This window comes from Stutzerimonas sp. LR2 (assembly GCF_055755175.1).
On sequence record NZ_JBVTRR010000002.1, the window covers coordinates 251,610 to 273,814 of the forward strand.

Annotated in this window: 18 protein-coding genes and 1 pseudogene; 6 read left to right on the forward strand and 13 right to left on the reverse strand. The window is 63.6% G+C overall.

Features of this window, described 5'->3' with window-relative positions:
- Nucleotides 1-704: 704 nt before the first annotated feature.
- The 5 genes and pseudogenes from ACVRRC_RS07645 to ACVRRC_RS07665 all read right to left on the reverse strand — a co-directional run bounded on the left by ACVRRC_RS07645 (nucleotide 705) and on the right by ACVRRC_RS07665 (nucleotide 4,151).
- Nucleotides 705-1,160: a hypothetical protein gene (locus ACVRRC_RS07645; RefSeq protein WP_472996826.1), complete on the reverse strand. Its 456-nt coding sequence runs from the start codon at nucleotides 1,158-1,160 to the stop codon at nucleotides 705-707.
- 173 nt (nucleotides 1,161-1,333) lie between these two features.
- Nucleotides 1,334-1,564 (reverse strand): annotated as a pseudogene (locus ACVRRC_RS07650) (pirin family protein); the annotation flags it as partial.
- Between the two features lie 93 nt (nucleotides 1,565-1,657).
- Complete coding sequence (locus ACVRRC_RS07655; protein ID WP_472996993.1) at nucleotides 1,658-2,413, reverse strand: MlaA family lipoprotein; 756 nt, start codon at nucleotides 2,411-2,413, stop codon at nucleotides 1,658-1,660.
- A gap of 4 nt (nucleotides 2,414-2,417) precedes the next feature.
- The gene (locus ACVRRC_RS07660; protein ID WP_014596220.1) at nucleotides 2,418-3,710 is read right to left on the reverse strand and encodes an alpha/beta fold hydrolase family protein; all 1,293 of its coding nucleotides are present in this window, start codon (nucleotides 3,708-3,710) and stop codon (nucleotides 2,418-2,420) included.
- Nucleotides 3,711-3,929: 219 nt separating this feature from the next.
- Nucleotides 3,930-4,151: a DUF2061 domain-containing protein gene (locus ACVRRC_RS07665; protein WP_013982257.1), complete on the reverse strand. Its 222-nt coding sequence runs from the start codon at nucleotides 4,149-4,151 to the stop codon at nucleotides 3,930-3,932.
- Nucleotides 4,152-4,430: 279 nt separating this feature from the next.
- Here ACVRRC_RS07665 and ACVRRC_RS07670 point away from each other — a divergent pair, with 279 nt between their 5' ends.
- The 5 genes from ACVRRC_RS07670 to ACVRRC_RS07690 all read left to right on the forward strand — a co-directional run bounded on the left by ACVRRC_RS07670 (nucleotide 4,431) and on the right by ACVRRC_RS07690 (nucleotide 9,251).
- Nucleotides 4,431-4,745 carry a DUF485 domain-containing protein gene (locus tag ACVRRC_RS07670; RefSeq protein WP_014596222.1) on the forward strand — a complete coding sequence of 105 codons (315 nt, stop codon included), beginning with the start codon at nucleotides 4,431-4,433 and terminating at the stop codon, nucleotides 4,743-4,745.
- The gene (locus ACVRRC_RS07675) at nucleotides 4,745-6,400 is read left to right on the forward strand and encodes a cation acetate symporter (RefSeq protein ID WP_013982259.1); all 1,656 of its coding nucleotides are present in this window, start codon (nucleotides 4,745-4,747) and stop codon (nucleotides 6,398-6,400) included. The genes ACVRRC_RS07670 and ACVRRC_RS07675 overlap by 1 nt, the downstream gene beginning before the upstream one ends.
- 238 nt (nucleotides 6,401-6,638) lie before the next feature.
- Nucleotides 6,639-7,448 (forward strand): SDR family oxidoreductase, encoded by an 810-nt coding sequence (locus tag ACVRRC_RS07680; protein WP_014596225.1) that lies wholly within the window; start codon nucleotides 6,639-6,641, stop codon nucleotides 7,446-7,448.
- 131 nt (nucleotides 7,449-7,579) lie between these two features.
- Complete coding sequence (locus ACVRRC_RS07685) at nucleotides 7,580-8,710, forward strand: MFS transporter (protein WP_014596226.1); 1,131 nt, start codon at nucleotides 7,580-7,582, stop codon at nucleotides 8,708-8,710.
- 112 nt (nucleotides 8,711-8,822) lie between these two features.
- Entirely contained in the window at nucleotides 8,823-9,251 is a 429-nt protein-coding gene (locus ACVRRC_RS07690) for a hypothetical protein (protein WP_472996827.1), read from the forward strand.
- 12 nt (nucleotides 9,252-9,263) lie between these two features.
- Here the strand turns inward: ACVRRC_RS07690 and ACVRRC_RS07695 are convergent, their stop codons facing one another.
- The 5 genes from ACVRRC_RS07695 to ACVRRC_RS07715 form a co-directional block, all read right to left on the reverse strand.
- On the reverse strand, nucleotides 9,264-9,491 hold the full coding sequence (locus ACVRRC_RS07695; protein WP_017244639.1) for a YheU family protein: 228 nt from the start codon (nucleotides 9,489-9,491) through the stop codon (nucleotides 9,264-9,266).
- A gap of 31 nt (nucleotides 9,492-9,522) precedes the next feature.
- Complete coding sequence (locus ACVRRC_RS07700; protein ID WP_045158512.1) at nucleotides 9,523-12,267, reverse strand: hybrid sensor histidine kinase/response regulator; 2,745 nt, start codon at nucleotides 12,265-12,267, stop codon at nucleotides 9,523-9,525.
- Between the two features lie 196 nt (nucleotides 12,268-12,463).
- Nucleotides 12,464-13,669 (reverse strand): osmoprotectant NAGGN system M42 family peptidase, encoded by a 1,206-nt coding sequence (locus ACVRRC_RS07705; protein ID WP_011912610.1) that lies wholly within the window; start codon nucleotides 13,667-13,669, stop codon nucleotides 12,464-12,466.
- Nucleotides 13,670-13,794: 125 nt separating this feature from the next.
- Complete coding sequence (ngg, locus tag ACVRRC_RS07710) at nucleotides 13,795-15,534, reverse strand: N-acetylglutaminylglutamine synthetase (protein ID WP_013982264.1); 1,740 nt, start codon at nucleotides 15,532-15,534, stop codon at nucleotides 13,795-13,797.
- Between the two features lie 137 nt (nucleotides 15,535-15,671).
- On the reverse strand, nucleotides 15,672-17,444 hold the full coding sequence (locus tag ACVRRC_RS07715; protein ID WP_472996829.1) for an N-acetylglutaminylglutamine amidotransferase: 1,773 nt from the start codon (nucleotides 17,442-17,444) through the stop codon (nucleotides 15,672-15,674).
- A gap of 176 nt (nucleotides 17,445-17,620) precedes the next feature.
- Between ACVRRC_RS07715 and ACVRRC_RS07720 the strand changes: the two genes are divergently transcribed.
- Complete coding sequence (locus ACVRRC_RS07720) at nucleotides 17,621-18,094, forward strand: MarR family winged helix-turn-helix transcriptional regulator (protein WP_170800404.1); 474 nt, start codon at nucleotides 17,621-17,623, stop codon at nucleotides 18,092-18,094.
- Nucleotides 18,095-18,100: 6 nt separating this feature from the next.
- Here ACVRRC_RS07720 and ACVRRC_RS07725 read toward each other — a convergent pair whose 3' ends face one another.
- The 3 genes from ACVRRC_RS07725 to egtB are packed head-to-tail and all read right to left on the reverse strand — an operon-like array spanning nucleotide 18,101 to nucleotide 22,134.
- Nucleotides 18,101-19,870 carry a S8/S53 family peptidase gene (locus ACVRRC_RS07725; protein WP_019407225.1) on the reverse strand — a complete coding sequence of 590 codons (1,770 nt, stop codon included), beginning with the start codon at nucleotides 19,868-19,870 and terminating at the stop codon, nucleotides 18,101-18,103.
- 3 nt (nucleotides 19,871-19,873) lie between these two features.
- Nucleotides 19,874-20,836, reverse strand: a complete 963-nt coding sequence (gene egtD, locus ACVRRC_RS07730; protein WP_011912615.1) for an L-histidine N(alpha)-methyltransferase — start codon at nucleotides 20,834-20,836, stop codon at nucleotides 19,874-19,876.
- Between the two features lie 2 nt (nucleotides 20,837-20,838).
- Nucleotides 20,839-22,134: an ergothioneine biosynthesis protein EgtB gene (egtB, locus tag ACVRRC_RS07735; RefSeq protein ID WP_014596233.1), complete on the reverse strand. Its 1,296-nt coding sequence runs from the start codon at nucleotides 22,132-22,134 to the stop codon at nucleotides 20,839-20,841.
- Nucleotides 22,135-22,205 lie beyond the last annotated feature (71 nt).

The window sequence follows — 22,205 nt, forward strand, 5'->3', positions numbered from 1 at the left end:
CGCGTTTCTTGTGCATCTTGCTGTGGCATAGATTGGAACAACAATACTTGTTAGCCCGTGAGCAGTGCATCAATTGATGGCAAACGATGCAGGGGCGGTATGTGACAGCCATAAGGCAACCTCCTGTGATTAAGGTGGAATAAGAAAGTATGGGTAAAAAGAAACGGCAACCCTGAAGAATGAGAGTTGCCGCTAAAATAACGTTAGGCTGGTTAACACTCCCCGCAAACCAAGAAAGGGGAAACCTAACGTAGAGGAAGCCTGTCAGCCCTTGGGAAAGGAAATTGCCAAGGTTGATATGTCCGACAGGAGAGGTAACACAAAAACTGCAGAACGCAAAAACCGCCAAAGGGCGGGTATGTTTTCCGGGATATAAAACTTAGACGAGGGAAGTGCTAAGGAAAGTCACATAATAGGGGAAAAAGTTTAAATTTATTCCTTCTGTGCTTGCAATATATTATACACCCTAAGTCCGATTTTGGATATAGCTCTAAAGTGTGATTCAGCAACTTTGGCATAAATAACACATACATTTGCTGATATGCCTTATTGCGGACTTAGTGTATAAAACAATTCTTGAGCTGATGGGATTAGTATATCATGTTTTTCTAAAATTACAATACTATGCGGGGTATAAAAGCAACTATTTTATTAATTATTTCATATCTGGTAGTGCAGGAAGCAATAAACATCGGGTGTGTAGCCTAAACATCGTTATTCATTACCAAATGCTTGTTCAGCAATGACCATCTTCTAACCTGATGCTTGTTAAAGAAGCGTTCGAGGTTGTGCGGTTTCTGAGCTTTGATAACAGATGCCATCCGCTCTAATCGTTGTTGTGTGCAGACACGTCCCAGCACCACCACATCAGCAGAGAATGTTTTGTCGGCAATGTCCTGAATGTCTTCAATGCGTGCAGGAGCCAGGATCGACAGGAAGGCTTGGGGCTTCTTCTCCCGGTTCAGGAGCTGGATGCGTATCAGGAACGGGTGTTGAGGATGGCGACGGCGTAGGAGCTGTTTAAACGCAATCATGTCATCGAGCAGGGCAATGGAGTCTGGTTCATCCGTGTAGAAGACAGAATGCTGATGGTGCCAAGGGTGGGCACGGAGCATCGAGAGATATTTTCTCTTGGTCTTGTCCTCTGAAGCTTCAGTCACCTAGTACATCCTCCTGTGAATCAAAGTCTTTTCCTAAACCTACCCTCGATATGTGATGGTGGGGGCTGTGTGTCATCTGGCTACGCATCAGGCGCAGCAAGGGGTGACACGGAAAAAGAGTGTACTCTGATTTTCAGAAGGTGTGCATTAGTAGTGCGGTGGATTTACGTTGTGTATCTGCACCTATGTTCGAGCATGTAGGTGATGGTTTCGAAGCCGCGGTGCGGATGTGGTGGAAAGCCGGCGATGTACTCGTCGGGATCGTTGGAGCCGAACTCGTCGAGCATCAGGAACGGATCGAAGCGTTCCGGCGCGGCGCCACCAAATACGCGGGTAAGACTGACGCCGGCGCCGTCGGAAGTGGCGCGGCCGGTGGTGATGGAAAGGATTTCACGCTGGGACATGTCGAATGCCTCTGGTCTGGAATGTCACCAGAATAATGGTGCGGCTTCGATCAATGGTTGCGCATTATCGCTCTATCCAATCGACTGATTGGATCATTCCTTCACCATGAGGTCCCTCGCACGGCTGTAGACATAGCGCACCTTCTCGTACTCGAACGGCGAGTTCAGCTGGCCGTAACGGAAGCTGGTGACGTGGCGGGCGTTGATGGCGCGCAACGCGGTCAGGCTCAGCTCGCCACCGGTGGTCTCGGAGTACTGGAGGAAGTCGACCTGTCGCTCGACGGCAAAATCGGTGACGCGGCCGGTGGCATCGCGCAGGTTGGAGGGGCCGAGAGCCGGAATGATCAGGTAGGGCCCCTGGGGAACGCCCCAATATCCGAGCGTCTGGCCAAAGTCTTCGCTCTGGCGCACCAGACCCATGCGCGTGGCCGGGTCCCAGAGTCCGCCCACGCCCAGAATGCTGTTGAACAGGAAGCGGGCGGTGGCATTCGCCGCACGCTGTCCCTTGAGCTGCGCGACGCTGTTGAACAGCGTCGGAATCTCCCCGAGGTTGGCGAAGAAGTTGCTCACACCGGTGCGCACCGGTTGCGGCGTGACATAGCGATAGCCTCGCACCACCGGCAGCATCACCCATTGATCGAGCCGGTAGTTGAAGTGGTAGATGCGCCGGTTGACCGATTCGAACGGGTCGTAGACATCCAGCGCCTGAAAGGTGGCGCGCTCGAACTCACGTTGATCCAGCCCCGGATTGAACTCCAGGTTGCGTAACGGACGGGTGAAACCATCCTCGTCGACCGCCGGTGTGTCGGCGAAGGCCAGGCCGCTGAGCAGCAGCAGCGGCAACAGCATTCCTTTAGCCACGGAAGAACTCCAGCATGTGTTGGGCGTTGACGCGGTAGGTGAGGTTGCCGCAGTGGCCGCCGCGCGGATAGAGCGTCAGGCGGTCGCCGAAGGTGCGGCGTAGAAAGCCGATGTCACCGGCACCGAGGATCACGTCGTCGGCGTTGTGCATGACCGCGATCTTCGGGCTCTGGCGCAGATAATCCTCGAGGGCATAGAGGCTGACCTGCTGGATCAGCTGCGGCAGGCTACCGCCGTCGTACTGCGCCCGCCACATGGGGATCAGCTGCTCGGTGATGTAGCAGTCGAAATCGCAAAGCAGGGCGCGCTTGAAGAATGGCTCCAGGCGTGTGCCCTCGTTGATCGGATAGTCCTGCGGCACGATCAGTCCGCGACGGTTGATCAGGTCCGAGGTGAAGTTGATGTCGGCGGCGGAAAAACGGAACACCGAGCCGATCAGCATGGCCATCTGCTCGTCGCTGAGCTTCAGCGCCGACTGCTGGAAGTCGTAGAGCATCGCCTCGTCGAGGTCGATGTAGCCGCGCTGCCGGTAGTAGCGGGTGAGCTTTTCCAGCACCACCTCATAGAAGGTGGTGTGGTTGTCGATGCCGTCGACGCGGGTCTGCACCAATTTGTCCAGGTTGCCGACCGAGGTGTAGAGGTTCACCGGCGGGTTGAGCAGCAGCACGCGCTTGAAATTGAAGCTGCCGCGGGTTTCGTCCAACTGGCTGACGAACGCGGCGTTCAGCGCGCCGAGGCTGTAGCCGGTGAGGTGGAACTCGGTGACAGGCAGCTTGTGATGCCTGGCGCGAATGGCCTGCATGACCCGATAGAGATCCTTTGCATCGTCGGCACTGATGCCCGGTGTGGCATAGCGCGAGGCAGCGGACATGAAGTCGTAGCTGGTAGGCGAAGACAGCTGCACCACGTGGTAGCCGGCGCCGTAGAACAGCCGCTTGAGGGCCTCGGTCTTGCCCGCCGAGTAATGCGCACCGGTGCCGGAAATGATGAAGATCAGCGGCGCCGGCCCGCGCTGGCGCGCCAGGCGATAGCGCAGCTGTTTGACCGGCCAGAAGTTGTCCGGCAGGGTGAATTCGCGCTCCGGCCGCAGACGCAGGCTGTAGTCAGCCTGGTCGATGGCGTCGTCACTGGGTACCTCGGCGCGCAATGCGCTCGGCGTGCCGGCGATGGTCGCTTCGAAAGGATTGGCCAGGGGGTAGCCATACTCCTCGATGCTGAGATCAGCCGCGTGCAGCGGCGTAACGATAAGGGCGAGCAGGGCGGTCAGGCGCAACAACAGCTGCATGGTGTATCTCCGTTGACAGGCCATCGCGGCCTGTAGCGAGGCGGCAACGGATGTCTCGTGCCGCCTGTCCCATCAGAACTGCATTGGCAGCGCAGTGCAAGCCAACATCTCTATGGCAGCGGCGCGGGGAATTCGATCCCTGCGCGGAGATGGAAATGCCGACGGCTCGACAGTTGCTGTCGAGCCCCGATGGCAAGCGGTACCCGTGCGGGGCAGGCGTCAGGCCTGGTGGTGCAGCCAGGCATGCTTAGGAATCGCTGCGCTGCGTCTACTGCGTTCGAATCGCTGCCAGACCTTCTCGTGGAAGTAGAAACCTACCGAATTGCACAGCGGCTCGATGGCGGCGACCAGTCCACCGATGGCGATGCTGCCGGTCAGCGCGTAGGTCACCGAAAAGGCGATGCAGAAGTGCATCAGGGTGAACGTCACGGTCTTGAGCATGGCCTGTCTCCTTGTGCAGTCGAGAATCGTTCTCGCGACAAGGAGAGTCTGGTCGAGGTCGAGCAATGTCTGAAATCAACGTTCTGCATGTGCGACATAGCGCCACACTATTTGTGTTTGGAATTGTTGCGAAGCGCCGATTCATGCGGCTCGAGGGCTCTATGTCGGGCCTTTTCGCAAGACGCATTCAGACCAAAGTCGGGTGGTGTTCGCTTCGGCCGGGCCTAAAGTGGCCGCCCTGCCTCCATCAGGGGGCAGCGACCGTGGAGACAGATTCCAATGCACAATGAAAATGTTTACCGGCAGATCTATGCCAATCCGCGTTTCCAGGAGCTGGTGGCCAAGCGCGGGCGTTTCGCCTGGATGCTGTCGGCCGTCATGCTCGGCGCCTACCTCGCGTTCATCCTGCTGATCGCCTTCGAGCCAAAGATCCTCGGCATCCCGCTTGCCGCCGATACCGTCACCACCTGGGGCATTCCGGTGGGCGTGGGCGTGATCTTCATGGCTTTCATCCTGACCGGTGTCTATGTGCAGCGTGCCAACGGTGAGTTCGATCGCATCAACCAGGAAATCCTCAACGAGGCCCAGAAATAATGATCCTGCGTTTCCTGATGACTGCCCTGCTGTTGGCAGTCTCGCCCGCGCTGCTCGCCGATGCCATTACCGGCGAAGTTCAGAAGCAGGCCACCAATTACACCGCCATCATCATGTTCGTGGTGTTCATCGTGTTCACCATGGGCATCACCAAGTGGGCGGCCAAGCGCAACACCTCGACCGCTGACTACTACACTGCCGGCGGCAGCATCACCGGCTTCCAGAATGGTCTGGCGATTGCCGGCGACTTCATGTCGGCGGCGTCCTTCCTGGGCATTTCCGCGCTGGTCTACACCAGCGGCTATGACGGCCTGATCTACTCCATCGGCTTCCTCGTCGGTTGGCCGATCATCCTGTTCCTGATGGCTGAACGCCTGCGCAACCTGGGCAAGTTCACCTTCTCCGACGTGGCGTCCTATCGCCTCGGCCAGACGCAGATCCGTCTGCTCTCGGCATTCGGCTCGCTGATCGTGGTGGCCTTCTACCTGATCGCGCAGATGGTCGGTGCCGGCAAGCTGATCCAGCTACTGTTCGGCCTGGACTACTACGTGGCTGTGGTGCTGGTCGGTGTGCTGATGGTCATGTACGTGCTGTTCGGCGGCATGCTGGCGACCACCTGGGTGCAGATCATCAAGGCGGTCCTGCTGCTGTCGGGCGCCAGCTTCATGGCCATCATGGTGATGAAGACCGTCGGCTTCGATTTCGGCAGCCTGTTCGCCGAAGCGGTGAAGATCCACGAGAAAGGCGCGCAGATCATGAGCCCGGGCGGTCTGGTTTCCGACCCGATCTCGGCGATTTCCCTGGGTCTGGCACTGATGTTCGGTACCGCCGGCCTGCCGCACATCCTGATGCGCTTCTTCACCGTGTCCGACGCCAAGGAAGCGCGCAAGAGCGTGTTCTACGCCACCGGCTTCATCGGCTACTTCTACATCCTGACCTTCATCATCGGCTTCGGCGCGATCCTGCTGGTCAGCACCAACCCGGACTTCAAGGACGTGACCGGTGCCATCGTCGGCGGCACCAACATGGTCGCCATCCACCTGGCCAGCGCCGTGGGCGGCAATCTGTTCCTCGGTTTCATCTCCGCGGTCGCCTTCGCCACCATTCTCGCGGTAGTGGCCGGCCTGACCCTCGCCGGTGCCTCGGCGGTTTCCCATGACCTCTATGCCTGCGTGATCAAGCAGGGCAAGGCGCGGGAAGAGGACGAGATGCGTGTGACCAAGCTGACCACCCTGACCCTGGGCGTGGTGGCGATTCTGCTCGGCATCATCTTCGAGAAGCAGAACATCGCCTTCATGGTCGGCCTGGCGTTCTCCATCGCCGCCAGCTGCAACTTCCCCGTGCTGTTCCTTTCCATGTACTGGAAGGGGCTGAGCACGCGCGGTGCGCTGTTCGGCGGCGCGCTGGGCCTGATCACCGCGCTGGTGCTGACCATCATCAGCCCCACCGTGTGGGTCGACGTGTTCGGCTATGCCGAGGCGATCTTCCCCTACAAGTACCCGGCGCTGTTCTCTATGGTCGCCGCCTTCGTCGGTATCTGGTTCTTCTCGGTTACCGACAACTCCAAGCGGGCAGGGGAGGAGCGTGAGCGCTTCTTCGCCCAGTTCGTCCGTTCGCAGACCGGTCTGGGTGCAACCGGCGCCGTCGCTCACTAAGGCGATCAGCCGGCAAGCGAAAGGGCAGCCCACGGGCTGCCCTTTTTCATTGGTGGCGGGCAAATCACCGACCTGCACCGCGCCCATGTTGCCGTCATATTGCCTGCCGGGGACCGGGCGGTCAGCCCCATTGGCCAAGGGTTTGCCAGGGGCATTCATCAATCTGATGGATGCCGGTACGGCTCCGGGCATTCGCTAGACTCGCTGCCACTACCCGAACAACAAAGGCAGCACAACAATGCACAATCGCATGATGATCACCGGCGCCGGTTCCGGACTCGGACGGGAAATCGCCCTGCGCTGGGCGCGCGAGGGCTGGCAACTGGCGCTTTCCGACGTCAATGAGGCCGGGCTGGCGGAAACCCTGAAAATGGTTCGCGAGGCGGGCGGCGATGGCTTCACCATGCGCTGCGACGTGCGTGACTACAGCCAGCTGATCGCCTTCGCCCAGGCCTGCGAAGAGAAGCTCGGCGGCATCGATGTCGTGGTCAACAACGCCGGCGTGGCATCGGGCGGTTTCTTCGACGAGCTGTCGCTGGAAGACTGGGATTGGCAGATCGCGATCAACCTGATGGGGGTGGTCAAGGGCTGCAAGGCGTTTCTGCCGCTGGTTCAGAAGAGCAAGGGCAAGATCATCAACATCGCCTCCATGGCGGCGCTGATGCAGGCGCCCGGCATGAGCAACTACAACGTGGCCAAGGCCGGTGTGGTGGCGCTCTCCGAGAGCCTGATGGTCGAGCTGCGCCAGGCCGAAGTGGGTGTGCACGTGGTCTGTCCGTCGTTCTTCCAGACCAACCTGCTGGATTCCTTCCGCGGGCCGACGCCGAACGTGAAGGCGCAGATCGGCAAGCTGCTGGAGTCATCGCCGATCACCGCGGCGGACATCGCCGACTACATCCACCAGCAGGTCGCCAAGGGCGAGTTCATGATCCTGCCGCACGAGGAGGGGCGCATGGCCTGGAAGGTCAAGCAGCAGAATCCTCAGGCAATCTATGACGAGATGGCGCTGCTCGCCGAAAAGAAGCGGGCCAAGAGCAAGGCCGTCTGAATCCGGCCGGCCGCTGCCTTCAAGCGGCCGGTGCGGTTGCCTCCGGGGAGGCTGGGGAGTAGGGTTGCCTGTCCGGTTTCTTGCCGTAACCCTATGGATCGCTTGTGAATTTCCCTTCCCGCGGACTGTTGATGCTGGCCCTGGTGCTGGCAGCGATCAACCTGCGTCCTGGTATCACGTCCTTCGCCCCGCTGATCGAACGCATCGCCGAAGAGCTTGCCCTGTCCCGTGGCCTGATCAGCCTGACCACAGCCTTGCCGGTATTGCTGATGGGCCTGCTGGCGCCGTTGGCACCGCGGCTGGCGGTGCGCTTCGGTCTGGAGCGCAGCATTGCCCTGTGTCTTGGTCTGATCGCCGCGGCGCTGGTGCTGCGCCTGTTCGGCCACAATGCCGTGCTACTGATCGTCACCGCCGGCCTGGTCGGCGCCGGCATCGCCGTTGCCGGGCCGTTGTTGTCCGGTTTCATCAAACGTTACTTTCTCGAACGCATGGGCAAGGTCGCCGCCTGGTACTCGCTGAGCATGGCGGTGGGCGGGACCCTCGGCGTCGTGCTGACGGCGCCGGCCACCGAAGCGTTGGGCCAGCAGTGGAATGCCGGCCTGGCGGTCTGGGCGCTGCCAGCGGTGATGGCGCTGTTGATCTGGTTGCGGCTGCCCAATCAGCCGGAGGCCGCCAGTGAAAGCGGTGCGGGCTTGCCCTGGAAGGAGCCGCGGGCCTGGCTGTTGAGCATCTACTTCGCGCTGCAGGCCGGGCTGTTCTACGCGCTGGCCACTTGGCTGGTGGCGCGTTATCACGAGGTGGGCTACAGCTTGCTGCAGAGCAATGCGTTCTTCAGTGGCTTCATGCTGATCGGCCTGCCGAGCGCCTTCGCCATGCCCTGGCTGGCGCAGCGCCTGGGCAACCGTCATCGCATCATGGCGACCTGCGGAGTGCTGGCGACCCTGTGCCTGGCGCTGATCGCGCTGCGACCCGGCTGGCAGCCGCTGGTGGTCTGCATGCTGCTGGGTGTTGCGCTCAATGGCACCTTTTCCCTGGCGCTGATTTCGCCGATGTACGAAGCCGGCACGCCGCTGGCCGTCAGCCGACTCACCGCGATGATGCTCTGCACGGGTTACTGCCTGGCCTGCCTGACACCGGTGCTAGCCGGACTCGGTCGCGATCTGGCCGGGGACTATCGCATGCCATTCCTGGTGCTGACCGGCATGGCGGCGTGCATGTCACTGCTGGCGATGCGGCTGCGGCCACGACATGTCGATCGCTGAGCGGTCTGGCTGTGGCCTGCGTCACCGCTTGCCATGCCGCGGATGACCGGCTCGCCGTGCTGTGCTAGAAAGCTCGCCGTCCACGTCCCAACCTAGCGCGCCGGAGTTCTGCTTGGAGTCTGAATCCATCGTTTATGGCTGCATCCGCGATTGGCCATCCGCCGACCTCGAGCAGTGCCGCCAGCGCCGGGCGAACAATCTGGCCGCCGTGCAGGCGTTGCCGCAGGGTGAGGCCTGGCCGCTCATCGGCCGCGAGATGTTTTCCTTCTGCCGTGACGAGGATCTGGGCCTGTATCAGACCCAGGTGATCCACTTCGGCGCCAGTTACCGCGCCGTCGAGTACGAGTGGGCGCTGTGGGTGCAGCGCTTCGAGGCGCTGCTCAAACAGCTGTACTGGACCAGCGCCGTGGTGCACCTGGAGACCGAGCTCAACGGCACCCATACCTTTCGCTGGGAAACCGACTCGGGTAGCCACAGCCCGCAGCAGAGCGACCTGCGCATGCGCTGCGCCTGGGAGCGGGAAAGCGGGTTGTTCGGCTGACCCCGGTGCGGCTCAGTCCAGCCACTCCCTGGGCACGTCGCGCTTGAGCGCGAGCTGGCACTGCTGACTGTCCGCATCGAAGACGATAACGGCTTCGCCTTTGTCCAGGGCGCGGCGTACCCGCGCGACCCGGGTTTCCAGTGGCGTTTCGTCGCCATTGTCGGTGCCGTCACGAGTGACGAAATCCTCGATGAGGCGGGTCAGGGTGTCCGGTTCGAGCTGGTCGTGGGGTATGAGCATGGGGCTTCTTCGATAAGACGGAGGGGCGATGCTAGGTCGCGCCGCCCTGCAGGTAGCTGTCCAGGCAAGCATACAGCTGCCGGCTCTCCAGCGGCTTACCGATGAACTCGTCCATCCCGGCGTCGAGGCCACGCTGGCGGTGCTCGGCCAGCACATGGGCGGTCACCGCGATGATGGGCACGGCCTGCAGCTGCTGTTCCGCTTCCAGTTCACGGATCTGGCGGCTGGCCTCGAAACCGTCCAGCTCGGGCATTTCGCAGTCCATCAGGATCAGCTGAACGGCGTGCGGATCGCGGCGGTAGAGATCCACGGCCTGGCGGCCGTTGTCGGCGAGCTGCACGGCGTAGCCGCGTTTCTTCAGCAGGCCGCGCACCACCATCTGGTTCACCGGATTGTCTTCGGCGACGAGGATGCAGGGTTCGCCCTGCGGCTGCGCCGGTGAGGGGGAACCGCGCTCGCCGGCGGTTGCCGGTTCCTGGGCGTAGAGCATTTGCAATGCCTCGCGCAGCGGCGCGCTCTGCAGCGGCAGCGCCAGACTGACCAGACGCAGCCCCGGCGTGACGGGTGGCGGCTCGTGAATCGGCGAATAGAGCATCAGCACGCGCTGATTGCTCTCCAGATGCGGGCGCAGACGTTCCAGCCACTGGCTCGGACTGCCCGGCCAGGGCGCCAGCAGTACCAGCAATGGCGGGGCGGTGAAGTCGGCAAGGCAATCCGGCAGGCGCTCCGGGTCCTGACAACGCTCGGTACGCATGCCCCAGCGACGCAGCAGATGACTGAGTGCCTCCAGCCCCTGGGCGTCCTGCGAGGCGAGCAGCGCCGGCCGGCCCGCCAGCAGCTGGTTCAGCGGGTCTTCCACATCGCTGGCGGCATGCAAAGGAATCTCGAAGCAGAAACGGCTGCCACGGCCCGGTGCGCTCTGCACCTCGATATGGCCGTTCATCATTTCCACCAGCTCTTTGCTGATGGCCAGGCCCAGCCCGCTGCCGCCATAGCGGCGCGTGGTGCTGGAGTCGCCCTGGGAGAAGGATTCGAACAGCTGAGCCAGAACCTCCTGGCGCATGCCGATGCCGCTGTCGCTGACGCAGAACACCAGGCGCCGCGAGCCGTCCTGAGTCTGCCGGCTGGACACTTCCAGCAGCACATGGCCGTGTTCGGTGAACTTCAGCGCATTACTCAGCAGGTTCATCAGAATCTGCTTGAGGCGGGTGGGATCGCCGCGGATGCGTCGCGGGACGCCGGGCTCCAGGCCGACGTGCAGGCTCAGCTGCTTTTCCAGCGCCTGGGCGGTGAACAGGCGAATGGTCTCGGAGATGAGGATTTCCAGGTCGAAGTCGATGTCTTCGAGGCTCAGCTTGCCGGAGCCGATGCGGGCATAGTCGAGGATGTCGTTGATGACTGCCATCAGCGAATTGCCGGAGCTGGAGATGGTATCCAGGTAAAACTGCTGGCTGCGATCCAGCGGCGTTTCGCGCAGCAGTTGCAGCATGCCGAGCACGCCGTTGAGCGGAGTACGGATCTCGTGGCTCATCTTGGCGAGGAAGCGGCTCTTGGCCTCGTTCTCGCTGGCGGCCCGCTCGGCAGCCTCGCGGGAGCGGTAGCCCTCTTCCTTGAGCAGGTTGATGCGGTCGGCAAGTCCGATGGACAGGGTGATCAGCTCGAAAGCGACGCTGGCTTTCACCACGGCCGCCCCGTATAGCCCCAACAGCTCGATGCCGAGGGAGCCGGCGGTGACCAATATGAAGGATGCCAGCAGCACGCCCCAGGCCAGGGTGTAGTAGACGCCGTAGCGCACGCCTCGGCGCCAGACAAAGGCGCCCGCCAGCAGCAGCCCGGCCGACACGATGATCACCGTGATGCTCGCCAGGATGCTCCAGCTCTGCACGTCCAGCACGAGGCCGGAAATCATGCTGCCGAACGCGGCCAGCAGGGTGCAGCGCAGGAGCAGGTCGAGTCGCGGGAACAGTTCGCGGGTATGCAGGAAGTGCCGGCTGAACTGGATGGCGATCAGGCAATGGCTGAACATCAGCACGTAGATGCCCTGAGCGACCCAGCCGCCATCGTCGGCCAGCCACTTGACCAGGAAACCGTCGAAGGACAGGGCGAACAGGCCGACGTTGAGGGTATAGACCAGGTACCAGAAATAGGCCGGCTCACGCAGCGAGGCGAAGAGGAACAGGTTGTAGCAGAACATCGCGAACAGCACGCCGTAGAAGGCGCCGCTGAGCCCGTTCAGCTCCTCGTGCTGGGACGCGCTGGCATTGTAGGTGCTGAAGTACAGCGGCACGTAGAGCGTGCTGGTGGTCTTGATGCGCAGCAGCAGGGTGGTTTCGCCGGGCGGCAGGTTCACCGGAAACCAGAAATTGCTGACCTTCACCGGGCGCTCGGCAAATGGGTGGAGGTCTCCGGTCAACTGCTGGCTCAGACTGCCATCGGGGTATCGCAGGAACAGCTCGATATGGTCGAGCAGCGGGTAGTTGATCTCGATGAAGCCGCTCAGCGGCTCGGCGAGACGGTTGGACAGACCGGCGCGCAGCCACCAGGTCGAACTGTTCTTGCCTTCGTTGACGTGGCCACCCTCGACGGCACGAAAGCGCTCGGGCGGTAGTGCCAGGACCTCATCGACGTCCAGACGGCCGGTGCGGTCTTCCAGGTAGAAGGTGCCATTGCCGAGGGACTGGCGCGTATCGATCGAGTCGAGCACCACAGGCGTGAATGCCCAGGCTTGAAGCGACAGGCAAAACAGCAGCAGAGCCAGGCATAAACGCGGCAACATTTTTCGATCCGGCAGGTGCGCCCGTTGGGCAGGGCGACACAGATTAGTAGAGCGGTGTGACGGTACCGATTCCTTCGGGCTCTACATGGCGCCTTCAGAGTGCCGCACGTCCTTGTCCGGACAACTTTGCCGAGTTACGCGCCGAGCGGCAAGCCTCGCCTGCGGCAAAGCAGGCGGCTTGTCACGCAATCGGATTTCAGCTGTTGCGCTCCTGCGGATTGGAATGGCGGCCAATCAGGGTATCCACCGGCGGCACGCGGGTATCGTTTTCCATTTGCGCATCGTGCTCCAGTTGATGGCTGAAGCGCTCCAGAGAGTCCTTCGCGTGCTGGGCATCGCTGGCGAATACCGGCTGGCTGAGCATGTAGCCGCAGAGCAGCCGGCTCATGGCGGCGAGGCTGTCGATGTGGGTGCGCTCGTACCCATGGGTGGCGTCGCAGCCGAAGGCCAGCAACGCGGTACGGATATCGTGCCCGGCCTCCACGGCCGATTGCGCATCGCTGTGGTAGTAGCGGAACAGATCGCGGCGTACCGGTATCTCGTGCTCGGTTGCGAGCTTGAGCAGATGGCGCGACAGGTGGAAGTCATAGGGACCGCCGGAATCCTGCATCGCCACGGTGACCGCATGCTCGCTTGAGGCCTGGCCCTTGGCGGCGGGGGCGATGTCGATGCCGACGAACTCGCTGACATCCCAGGGCAGGGCGCCGGCGGCACCGGAGCCGGTTTCCTCGGTGATGGTGAACAGCGGGTGCACGTCGATCGGCGGCTCGCGGCCGCTTTCCACGATGGCCTTGAGCGCGGCCAGCAAAGCCGCGACGCCGGCCTTGTCGTCCAGGTGGCGAGCACTGATGTAGCCGCTCTCGGTGAACTCGGGCATGGGATCGAAGGCGACGAAATCACCAACGTTGACCCCCAGGGCACAGGTCTCGTTGCGGCTGTAGGTGTAGGCGTCCAGGCGCAGTTCGACGTGGTCCCAGCTGACCGGAGCCTCGTCCACCGCGGTGTTGAAAGCGTGCCCGGAGGCCAGCAGCGGCAAGACGCTGCCGCGGATCACCCCGGTATCGGTGAAAACGCTGACGCGGCTGCCCTCGGCGAAGCGGCTCGACCAGCAACCCACCGGCGCCAGGCCCAGGCGGCCGGTATCGTGAATCTCGCGGACGATGGCGCCGATGGTGTCCAAATGAGCGGCGACCGCGCGGTCCGGGCTGTAACGGCGCCCCTTGAGCGTGGCGCGGATGGTGCCGCGGCGGGTCAGCTCGAAGGGGATACCCAGTTCGGTCAGGCGCTCGGCGACATAGCGCACGATGGTGTCGGTGAAGCCGGTGGGGCTGGGGATGGCGAGCATCTCCAGCAGCACCCGTTGCATGTAGTTGAGATCGGGCTCGGGTAGTTGTGCGGTCATGAAAACCTCCCGTTGACGGCGGCCTTGCAGCCACCCGATGAAATGAATGGAGACAGCGTGATGGGCGCCCGTGGGCTGCCCGGCGATGGATGGCCTGCGCCCGGCCGAGGCCGGGCGGGAGGCGATCAGCCAGCGACGCTGAGCGGAAAGAGCAGGTCGATGAAGCGCTCGGCGGTCGGCTGCGGCTCGTGATTGGCCAGGCCGACGCGCTCGTTGGCTTCGATGAAGACGTACTCCGGCTGGTCCGGCGCCGGCACCAGCAGGTCGAGGCCGACCACCGGGATGTCCAGCGCGCGGGCGGCACGCACAGCGGCATCGATCAGCACCGGATGCAGCTGGGCGGTGACGTCCTCCAGCGTACCGCCGGTGTGCAGGTTGGCGGTGCGCCGCACGGACAGGCGCTTGCCCTCGGGCAGTACGCTGTCGAAATCGAAACCGGCATCACGCAGGCAGCGCTGGGTTTCCTCGTCCAGCGGGATCTGGCTCTCCCCACCGGTAGCGGCCTGGCGCCGCCGGCTCTGCTTCTCGATCAGCGCGCCGATGCGGGTGCGGCCGTCACCGATGACTTCGGCCGGGCGGCGGACGGCTGCCGCAACCACCTCGTAGCCGATGACCACGATGCGCAGGTCCAGGCCCGGATGGTAGCTCTCCAGCAGCACCCGGCTGTCGTACTGGCGGGCGCGCTGGATCGCTTCCTCCATCTCGGCACCGTCACGCAGGTCCACCGCCACGCCCATGCCCTGCTCGCCATCCACCGGCTTGACCACCACGCTGCCATGTTCGGCGAGAAAGGCGGCGTTTTCCTCCGCCGTGCCAGCCAGCCGCTGCGCCGGCAGGCAGATCCCGGCGTGGGACAGGGTGCGGTGGGTCAGGCGCTTGTCCTGGCAGAGCGTCATGCTCACGGCCGAGGTGAGATCGGACAGCGACTCCCGGCAACGCACCCGCCGACCACCCTGGGTGAGCGTGAACAGTCCGGCCTCGGCATCGTTGACCTCGATCTCGATGCCGCGCCGGCGGGCTTCGTCGACGATGATCTTGGCGTAGGGGTTGAGCTTGGCTTCCGGCCCCGGGCCGAGGAACAGCGGCTGGTTGAAGCTGTTCTTGCGCTTGACGGTGAAGGTCTGCAGGTCGCGGAAGCCGAGCTTGGCATAGAGCGCCTTGGCCTGCTGGTTGTCGTGCAGCACGGACAGGTCCAGGTAGGCCAGGCCGCGCCCCATGTAGTGCTCGATCAGATGGCGTACCAGTGCCTCGCCGACGCCGGGTCGCGGGCAACTGGGCGAGACTGCCAGGCACCAGAGGCTCGAACCGTTTTCCGGATCATTGAAGGCGCGGTGGTGATCGATGCCCATCACGCTGCCGATGATCTGCCCGGAGGTGTCGTCCTCAGCCAGCCAGTACACCGGCCCGCCTTGCTCGCGTGGCGTGCAGCGCTCCGGGTCGACCGGCATCATGCCGCGCGACTGATAGAGGCCGTTGATCGCATGCCAGTCCGCCTCGCTCTGGGCGCGGCGCACGCAGAATCCGCGAAATGGCTTCTGTGACGGGCGGTAGTCGCTGAACCAGATGCGCAGAGTGTCGGAGGGATCGAGGAACAGCTGCTGTGGTGCGTAGGAGAGGACCTGATGGGGCGCCGCCACGTACAACGCGATATCGCGTTCGCCGGCCTGCTCGTTGAGCAGCTCGGCGGCAAGCTGCGCGGGATCCGAATAGGTGTGGCCGACAAGGATGCGCCCCCAGCCGCAGTGCAGGACCACGGGCCCACAGGGTTCTTCCTGACCATCCTCCGCGAAGCGTGCCTGCAACCGCTGGTAGGTCGGGGCCTGGCCGCGCAGCAGGCGCTGACCGTAGGCTTGGGACTTCTGCATGGTACGTTCCTTGATGCTAAGTCACGAACCGGCTAGCGGCGGGGCGAAACGGTCGCCCCCGTGGCGCGTGCCAGCCGCAGCCGTTCGTGAGCGGGTTATTGGGGCCGTCTAGCCATGGCGCGACCTCATCGATGCCCCTAGAGGCCTTGTTCGCTCAACCATAGGTTGACCGCCGCCAGCTGCCAGAGTTTGGAACCGCGCAGCGGGGTAAGCTCGCCATCCGGATCGGCGAGCAGCTTCTCCAGCATCTGCGGGTTATACAGCCCGCGCTCCTGGCTGGGGTCGAGCAACATCTCGCGCACCCAGTTCAGCGTGGCACCCTGCAGGTGCTTGAGGCCCGGCACCGGGAAGTAGCCTTTGGGCCGGTCGATCACCGCGGCGGGGATCACCTGGCGTGCGGCTTCCTTGAGGACGTACTTGCCGCCTTCGGGCAGCTTGAACTTCGCCGGAATCCGCGCCGACAGTTCAGCCACGCGGTAATCGAGGAACGGCGTGCGCGCCTCCAGGCCCCAGGCCATGGTCATGTTGTCCACGCGCTTGACCGGGTCATCCACCAGCATCACGGTGCTGTCGATGCGCAGCGCCTTGTCCACCGCGGCCTCGGCACCCGGCTGGGCGAAGTGGCGGCGCACGAAATCACCGGAGAAATCGCCCTGCACCCATTGCTGCTGCATGGTCTGGGCATATTCCTCGTAGCTGCGGTCGCGGAACGCGGCGAGGTAGGCCGCCACCGGGTCCTTGGCACCATCGACCAGCGGATACCAGTGGTAACCGGCGAACAGCTCGTCCGCGCCCTGGCCGCTCTGCACCACTTTGCAGTGCTTGGCCACTTCCCGCGAGAGCAGGTAGAAGGCGATGCAGTCGTGGCTGACCATCGGCTCGCTCATGGCCTGGAAGGCGGCCGGCAGCTGCTCGAGGATTTCCTTTTCCTGGATGCGCAGCTGGTGATGGCGGGTGTTGTAGTGCTTGGCGATGATGTCCGAGTACTTGAACTCGTCGCCGCGCTCGCCGCCGGCGTCTTCGAAGCCGATGGAGAAGGTCAGCAGGTTGTCGTCGACACCCGCCTCGCGCAGCAGACCCACCAGCAGGCTGGAGTCGACGCCGCCGGACAGCAGCACGCCGACGTCCACCGCAGCACGCTGACGGATCGCCACCGCTTCGCGCATGGTGTCCAGGGTCAGACGCTTCCAGTCTTCGAAGCTGTAGTCGCGCTCGTCTTCGCGGGCACCGAACTGCAGCTCCCACCAGCGCTCGGTGGTGGTCGTGCCATCGGCGTCGACACGCATCCAGCTGGCCGGGGGTAGCTTCTCGATGCCGGCAATCAGGGTGTCCGGTGCCGGCACCACGGCATGGAAGCTCATGTAATGGTTCAGCGCCACTGGGTTCAGCACACCGGCGATGTCGCCGCCCTTGAGCAGGGCCGGCAGCGAGGAGGCGAAGCGCAGGCGCTGGTCGGTGCGTGACAGGTACAGCGGCTTGACGCCGAGGCGATCACGGGCGATGAACAGCTGCTGGCGGTCGCGCTCCCAGATAGCGAAGGCGAACATGCCGTTAAGGCGTGGCAGCAACGCCTCGCCCCAGGCGTGGTAGCCCTTGAGCAGCACCTCGGTATCGCCTTCGGAGAAGAAGCGGTAGCCGAGGTTTTCCAGCTCTGCGCGCAGTTCGGGGTAGTTGTAGATGGCGCCATTGAAGACCATCGACAGGCCGAGAGCCGAATCGATCATCGGCTGGCCGGACGCCTCACACAGATCCATGATCTTCAGGCGTCGATGGCCGAGGGCCAGCGGCCCCTGGCTGTGGAAACCGCACGCGTCCGGGCCGCGTGCCGTCAGGTGTTGGGTGATGCGTTCAACCGCGGCCAGATCGGCGGGGCGGTTATCGAAACGAAGTTCTCCAGCTATGCCACACATAAGGTCCTTACCGGTTTTGCCGTTGGGGAGTGTGACTGACCCGTCATCGCCTAAGTTCAGCTTTTCGGACCAGCGCAGCGGCGCTGGATCGGCTTGAGGCCGGGTCAGTCATCTTTTTACACCAAAGCAAAAAAATGCTTTGATGTCAAAGTGAGTTGGTCAATGAAAGCGTGATTATGGCTGAACAAACAGTTTCAAATGAAATCAATGCGCTGGAGGTTCAGGCCTTCGAACTGCCGCTGTTCCAGGCCATGCGCCGGCTGCAGCAGGATGCCGAAGTGCATGCCAAGCGTCTGGCGCGTTACGGCGGCCTGAGCCCGGTGCAGCTGATGATCCTGCAGGTGCTGGCCGGTGAAGGGCAGATGACCGCCAGTGCCCTGAGCCGGCGCGTGAGCCTGACCGCCGCGACGCTGTCCGGTCAGCTCGATCGACTGGAGGAACGCGGGTTGCTGCAACGTCAGCGCGACGACCAGGACCGCCGCCGCCAATGGCTGCTGCTCAGCGACAGCGGCCGGGAATTGCTGCATGACGCTCCGGCGTTGCTGCCGCCGGAATTCCGCACACGTTTCGCCGCGCTGCCGCCGTGGGAGCGCCACGCGCTGACGGCGGCCTTGCTGCGTGCCGCCGAGCTCTGTGGCGACATGGAGTGACGTGGCCTAGCGCGTGTTCTCCAGGCTCTTGACCGTCAGTTCCAGGGCCTTGCGCATGTCGAGCCGAGCCGAGCGGCCGACATCGTTGTCATCCAGCCGATAGCCGCGCTCGGACGGCAGGATCGGCGCGGTAAGGTCGTCCGCCTCGGCCGGTTCGAAGTCCGAGTCGCGGCCGATGGTCATGGCGCTGCGGCGCAGCAATTCACGCACCTGATCGGGTTCGAGCTCGGGATTGACCGACAGCATGGCCGCCACCGCGCCGGCCACCAGCGGTGTGGCGTAGGAAGTGCCGCAGTGCACGTCACCGCGCTGCTCCGGATCGAGCGTGGCGGCGCGCGTACAGGCCGCGGCGGTGATGTCCACACGCATGTCGACATTGGATGACTTGCGCTTGCGCACATAGTCCGGGTGTTCCACCGAGACATCCTTCTTGTCGTTGCGCTCATGGCCGCCGACCACCAGCAGCTGCTCGGTGATGAAGGACGACGGCAGGCGATAATCGTCGCGCCCGGAGTGCGCCGACCCGTTGCCCGCGGAGTTGATCACCAGCACGTCGGGATGTTCGCGGCGCAGCCAGAGGAAGAATTCTTCCAGCAGCTCCTCGTAGCCGCTCATGGCGATGCCCGAGCGCAGCAGCGAATCCACCGGTTCACCTTCCACGTCCACCGTGCCGATGCGATGGATGCCCCAGCTCCAGTTGAGAATCCGCGCGCCGTCTTCGACCAGATTCACCGAGGCCGCCACATTGGCGGTGATGCCGGCGTCCGAGTTGCGCTCGACGATCACCTCGAAGCCCGGGCCGGTGCCGTCCAGGGAGGCGAGAAAGCCCTGGTCTCGGGCGTCGCTGGCGTGGGCGGCGAGGATGCCGGCCACGCTACTGCCGTGGTTGTCCGGCTTGTCGGCGTCGCGGGCATAGAGGCAGGTGCGTTGCCGGTGCGGATCGCAGGGCTGGAGGTATTCGGCGAAGTGCGGGGCGTCGAAGTCCACCGCGCGTTCGATGATGCCGATGCGTACCGGCGCGCGGTCGGCGGCGCGCTGGTCATCCGGGATGCGCTCGCGGTAATAGTCGACAGCATCGAGAAAGCGGTTGGCCGCCCATTCGCGATTCTGCCGGCGCGGCCGTTCCTGTTTGTCCTGTTCGTCGCTTTCCGCGGCGGATTCCTCGATCACCACGGCATCTACGCCGACCTCGCTGCCAAGGCGAAGCACCATGGCATCGCGCTCGGTCAGGTCTTTCACCGGCAGGCGCAACTGGTAGGTATTGAGCGGCGGGATGGCACCGACCACCTCGGCGCCGTACTTTTCGGCCAGCTGGCGGGCCTTCTCCAGACCTTCGTGGTCTTCCTCGATGATCAGGCTGACCAGATCGACATAGGTGGTGAGGTCATCCATGTTGCGCGCCACCTCGTCGGGCTTGGCGGCGAGTACCTGGCTGCGACCTGCCGAGAGCCAGACCGGATTGCTGCGCTTGCCGTCGTGCTCGATCCACAGCGGGCCGCTGCGGACCTGGTCGGCGGGCAGGGTCAGACGCAGCTGATTGCCGTCGCGGCTGATCTGCTCGGCGGGCAGCGCCTCGCCGCTCAGCTTCAGCTGCACGTCGGCACGGGGCAGGCCTCGGGCATTCAGGCACCAGCTAAGCGCGTTCTCGGCGAACAGATCGCCGCACCGCGTGAGCTGGGCGATGCGCAGTTCCTCACTGGCAGCCACCGGGCCGGTGGCCATGGCCCCGAACATGGCGAGGCCGAGGGCGAACGAAGCAGGTAATCGACACGTCATGGGTCAACGCCGTTGCAGGTAGTTGACGCTGAACAGCCCGCGCGGATCGGTCCACTGGCCGCGGCAGTCGAAGCCGGCGGAGTCGGCCAGGGCGGCAAAGGAGTCCAGCGTGTACTTGTAGGAGTTTTCCGTATGCAGGCTCTCGCCGGCATCGAAGTGAAAACGTCGGCCCTCGATGGTCACATCCTGCGCCTCGGGGCTGATGAGGTGCATCTCGATGCGCGACTCGCCCTCGTTGAAGAACGCCCGATGGACAAAGCGCGACGGGTCGATGTCACTGTCCAGCTCGTTGCGGATGCGCTGCAGCAGGTTGAGGTTGAACGCAGCGGTGACATGGGCGCGGTCGTTGTAGGCCGCTTCCAGCACCGCCCGATCCTTGACCAGGTCGACGCCGATCACCAGACCGCCGCCGGCCGGCAGCACATCGTGCAGGCGCTGCAGGAATGCCGCGGCCTCGGCGGGTGTGAAGTTGCCGATGCTCGAGCCCGGGAAGAACACCAGCGGGTGCTCGCTGGAGAAATCATCCGGCAGGTTCAGCTCATGAGAGAAATCGGTGCAGGCAGCATGCACCTCCAGCCAGGGGTAATCCGCGGCCAGGCGCTGGGTGCTGCTGAGCAGGAAGTCCTCGGAGATGTCGATGCCCAGGTAGCTGGTGGGGTGCAGCGCTTCCAGCAGGAGGCGAACCTTGCGGCTGGCGCCGCTGCCCAGTTCGATCAGGTCGCTGTGAGGGCCGGCGATGTCGAGGATGTCGTTGGCCGCCTCGGCGAGGATCTGCTCCTCGGTGCGGGTGATGTAATACTCCGGCTGCCGGCAAATCTGCTCGAACAGCTCGGAGCCGCGACGATCGTAGAAGAATTTCGGCGACGCCCACTTGGGCGTGGCGGCGAACCCGGCCAGGGTCTCGTCGCGCAGCGAGGCCTCGTGCGGCTGCTGCAGCTGATCGTGAAAATGTATCGCCAATGCCATGTTCAAAGCCCCCTTGCCAGGCGCAGCCCGGCGAACTGCCAGCGCATCGCCGGCTGGAAGAAGTTGCGGTAGGTCACCCGCACGTGGGATTCCGGTGTGGCGCAGCAGCCGCCGCGCAGCACCATCTGTCCAGACATGAACTTGCCGTTGTATTCGCCGAGGCTGCCTTCCAGCGGGCGAAAGCCGGGGTAGGGCAGGTAGGCGCTGGCGGTCCACTCCCAGACGTCGCCGAACAGCTGCTGCGGGCCGTGGTGACCGGCAGGCGCGGCGACCGGTTGCAGGTAATCGCTTTCCAGGAAGTTGCCACGCAGCGGCTGGTCGGCTGCCGCCACTTCCCACTCGGCTTCGCTGGGTAGCCGTGCGCCGGCCCAGCGCGCATAGGCGTCGGCCTCGTAATAGCTGACATGGCAGACCGGCGCTTCCAGATCCAGCGTGCGCAGCCCGCCGAGGGTCATTTCGTGCCAGGCTCCATCCTCGCGCAGCCAGTACAGCGGGGCATTCCAGCCAGCCTGCTGGATCAGATCCCAGCCGTCCGACAGCCAGAGCTCCGGTCGCGCGTAACCGCCATCGGCGATGAAGGACAGGTACTCGCCATTGCTCACCAGGCGTTCGGCCAGTTGGAAATCTTCGACGAACTGGCGGTGCCGCGGTGTCTCGCAGTCGAAGGCGAACTCACTGCCAGCATGGCCGATATGCTGCACGCCGCCAGCGAACTCGTGCCAGCGCGGGCGCTCCGGGCTGCTTGGCTGCGGCCTGGCGAGGTCGTCGCGATAGACCGGGTGCATGGGGTTCTGCGCAAGAATGTGCTTGATGTCCATGAGCAGCAGCTCCTGGTGCTGTTGCTCGTGCTGCAGGCCCAGGCCGACGCGACGGACGATCTCGGCAGCCTGCTCGCGCGGCGGATTGACCAAGAGCTCGCCCATGGCCTGATCGACATGCCGGCGATAGGCATAAATCTCCTCGACCCCCGGACGCGAGAGCACGCCGCGCCGCGTTCGCGGGAAGGGCAGGCCATGGGTCTGGTAGTAGGAGTTGAACAGGTAGTCGTAGGCCTCGTTCAGGCGCCGGTAGCCAGGCAGGTAGGGCAGCAGCACGAAGGTCTCGAAGAACCAGGTAACGTGTGCCAGATGCCATTTCGGCGGGCTCACCTCCGGTGTGCTCTGGATGACATAGTCCTCCACCTGCAGCGGCGTGCAGATCGCCTCGCTGGCGGCGCGCACCAGGCGGTAGCGCTGCAACAGCTGATCGAGTTCGGCGAGTGCCGGGTGCGGATGTGGCTGCTCTGCCAGGTTGCCCATGGCGTTCCCCCCTGCGGTGTCTGCACGACCGAAACGGCCTCCCATAGCGACCCGACGGGCCGGGCAAAAGT

Coding starts and splice junctions, on each gene's coding strand:
- ACVRRC_RS07720 (WP_170800404.1), top strand. CDS start 17,621: ATGGCTGAACAAACAGTTTCAAATGAAATCAATGCGCTGGAGGTTCAG.
- ACVRRC_RS07680 (WP_014596225.1), top strand. CDS start 6,639: ATGCACAATCGCATGATGATCACCGGCGCCGGTTCCGGACTCGGACGG.
- ACVRRC_RS07715 (WP_472996829.1), bottom strand. CDS start 17,444: ATGTGTGGCATAGCTGGAGAACTTCGTTTCGATAACCGCCCCGCCGAT.
- egtD (WP_011912615.1), bottom strand. CDS start 20,836: ATGGCATTGGCGATACATTTTCACGATCAGCTGCAGCAGCCGCACGAG.
- ACVRRC_RS07665 (WP_013982257.1), bottom strand. CDS start 4,151: ATGCTCAAGACCGTGACGTTCACCCTGATGCACTTCTGCATCGCCTTT.
- ACVRRC_RS07725 (WP_019407225.1), bottom strand. CDS start 19,870: ATGACGTGTCGATTACCTGCTTCGTTCGCCCTCGGCCTCGCCATGTTC.
- ACVRRC_RS07695 (WP_017244639.1), bottom strand. CDS start 9,491: ATGCTCATACCCCACGACCAGCTCGAACCGGACACCCTGACCCGCCTC.
- ngg (WP_013982264.1), bottom strand. CDS start 15,534: ATGCAGAAGTCCCAAGCCTACGGTCAGCGCCTGCTGCGCGGCCAGGCC.
- ACVRRC_RS07705 (WP_011912610.1), bottom strand. CDS start 13,669: ATGACCGCACAACTACCCGAGCCCGATCTCAACTACATGCAACGGGTG.
- egtB (WP_014596233.1), bottom strand. CDS start 22,134: ATGGGCAACCTGGCAGAGCAGCCACATCCGCACCCGGCACTCGCCGAA.
- ACVRRC_RS07660 (WP_014596220.1), bottom strand. CDS start 3,710: ATGCAGCTGTTGTTGCGCCTGACCGCCCTGCTCGCCCTTATCGTTACG.
- ACVRRC_RS07685 (WP_014596226.1), top strand. CDS start 7,580: ATGCTGGCCCTGGTGCTGGCAGCGATCAACCTGCGTCCTGGTATCACG.
- ACVRRC_RS07675 (WP_013982259.1), top strand. CDS start 4,745: ATGATCCTGCGTTTCCTGATGACTGCCCTGCTGTTGGCAGTCTCGCCC.
- ACVRRC_RS07670 (WP_014596222.1), top strand. CDS start 4,431: ATGCACAATGAAAATGTTTACCGGCAGATCTATGCCAATCCGCGTTTC.
- ACVRRC_RS07655 (WP_472996993.1), bottom strand. CDS start 2,413: ATGCTGTTGCCGCTGCTGCTGCTCAGCGGCCTGGCCTTCGCCGACACA.
- ACVRRC_RS07700 (WP_045158512.1), bottom strand. CDS start 12,267: ATGTTGCCGCGTTTATGCCTGGCTCTGCTGCTGTTTTGCCTGTCGCTT.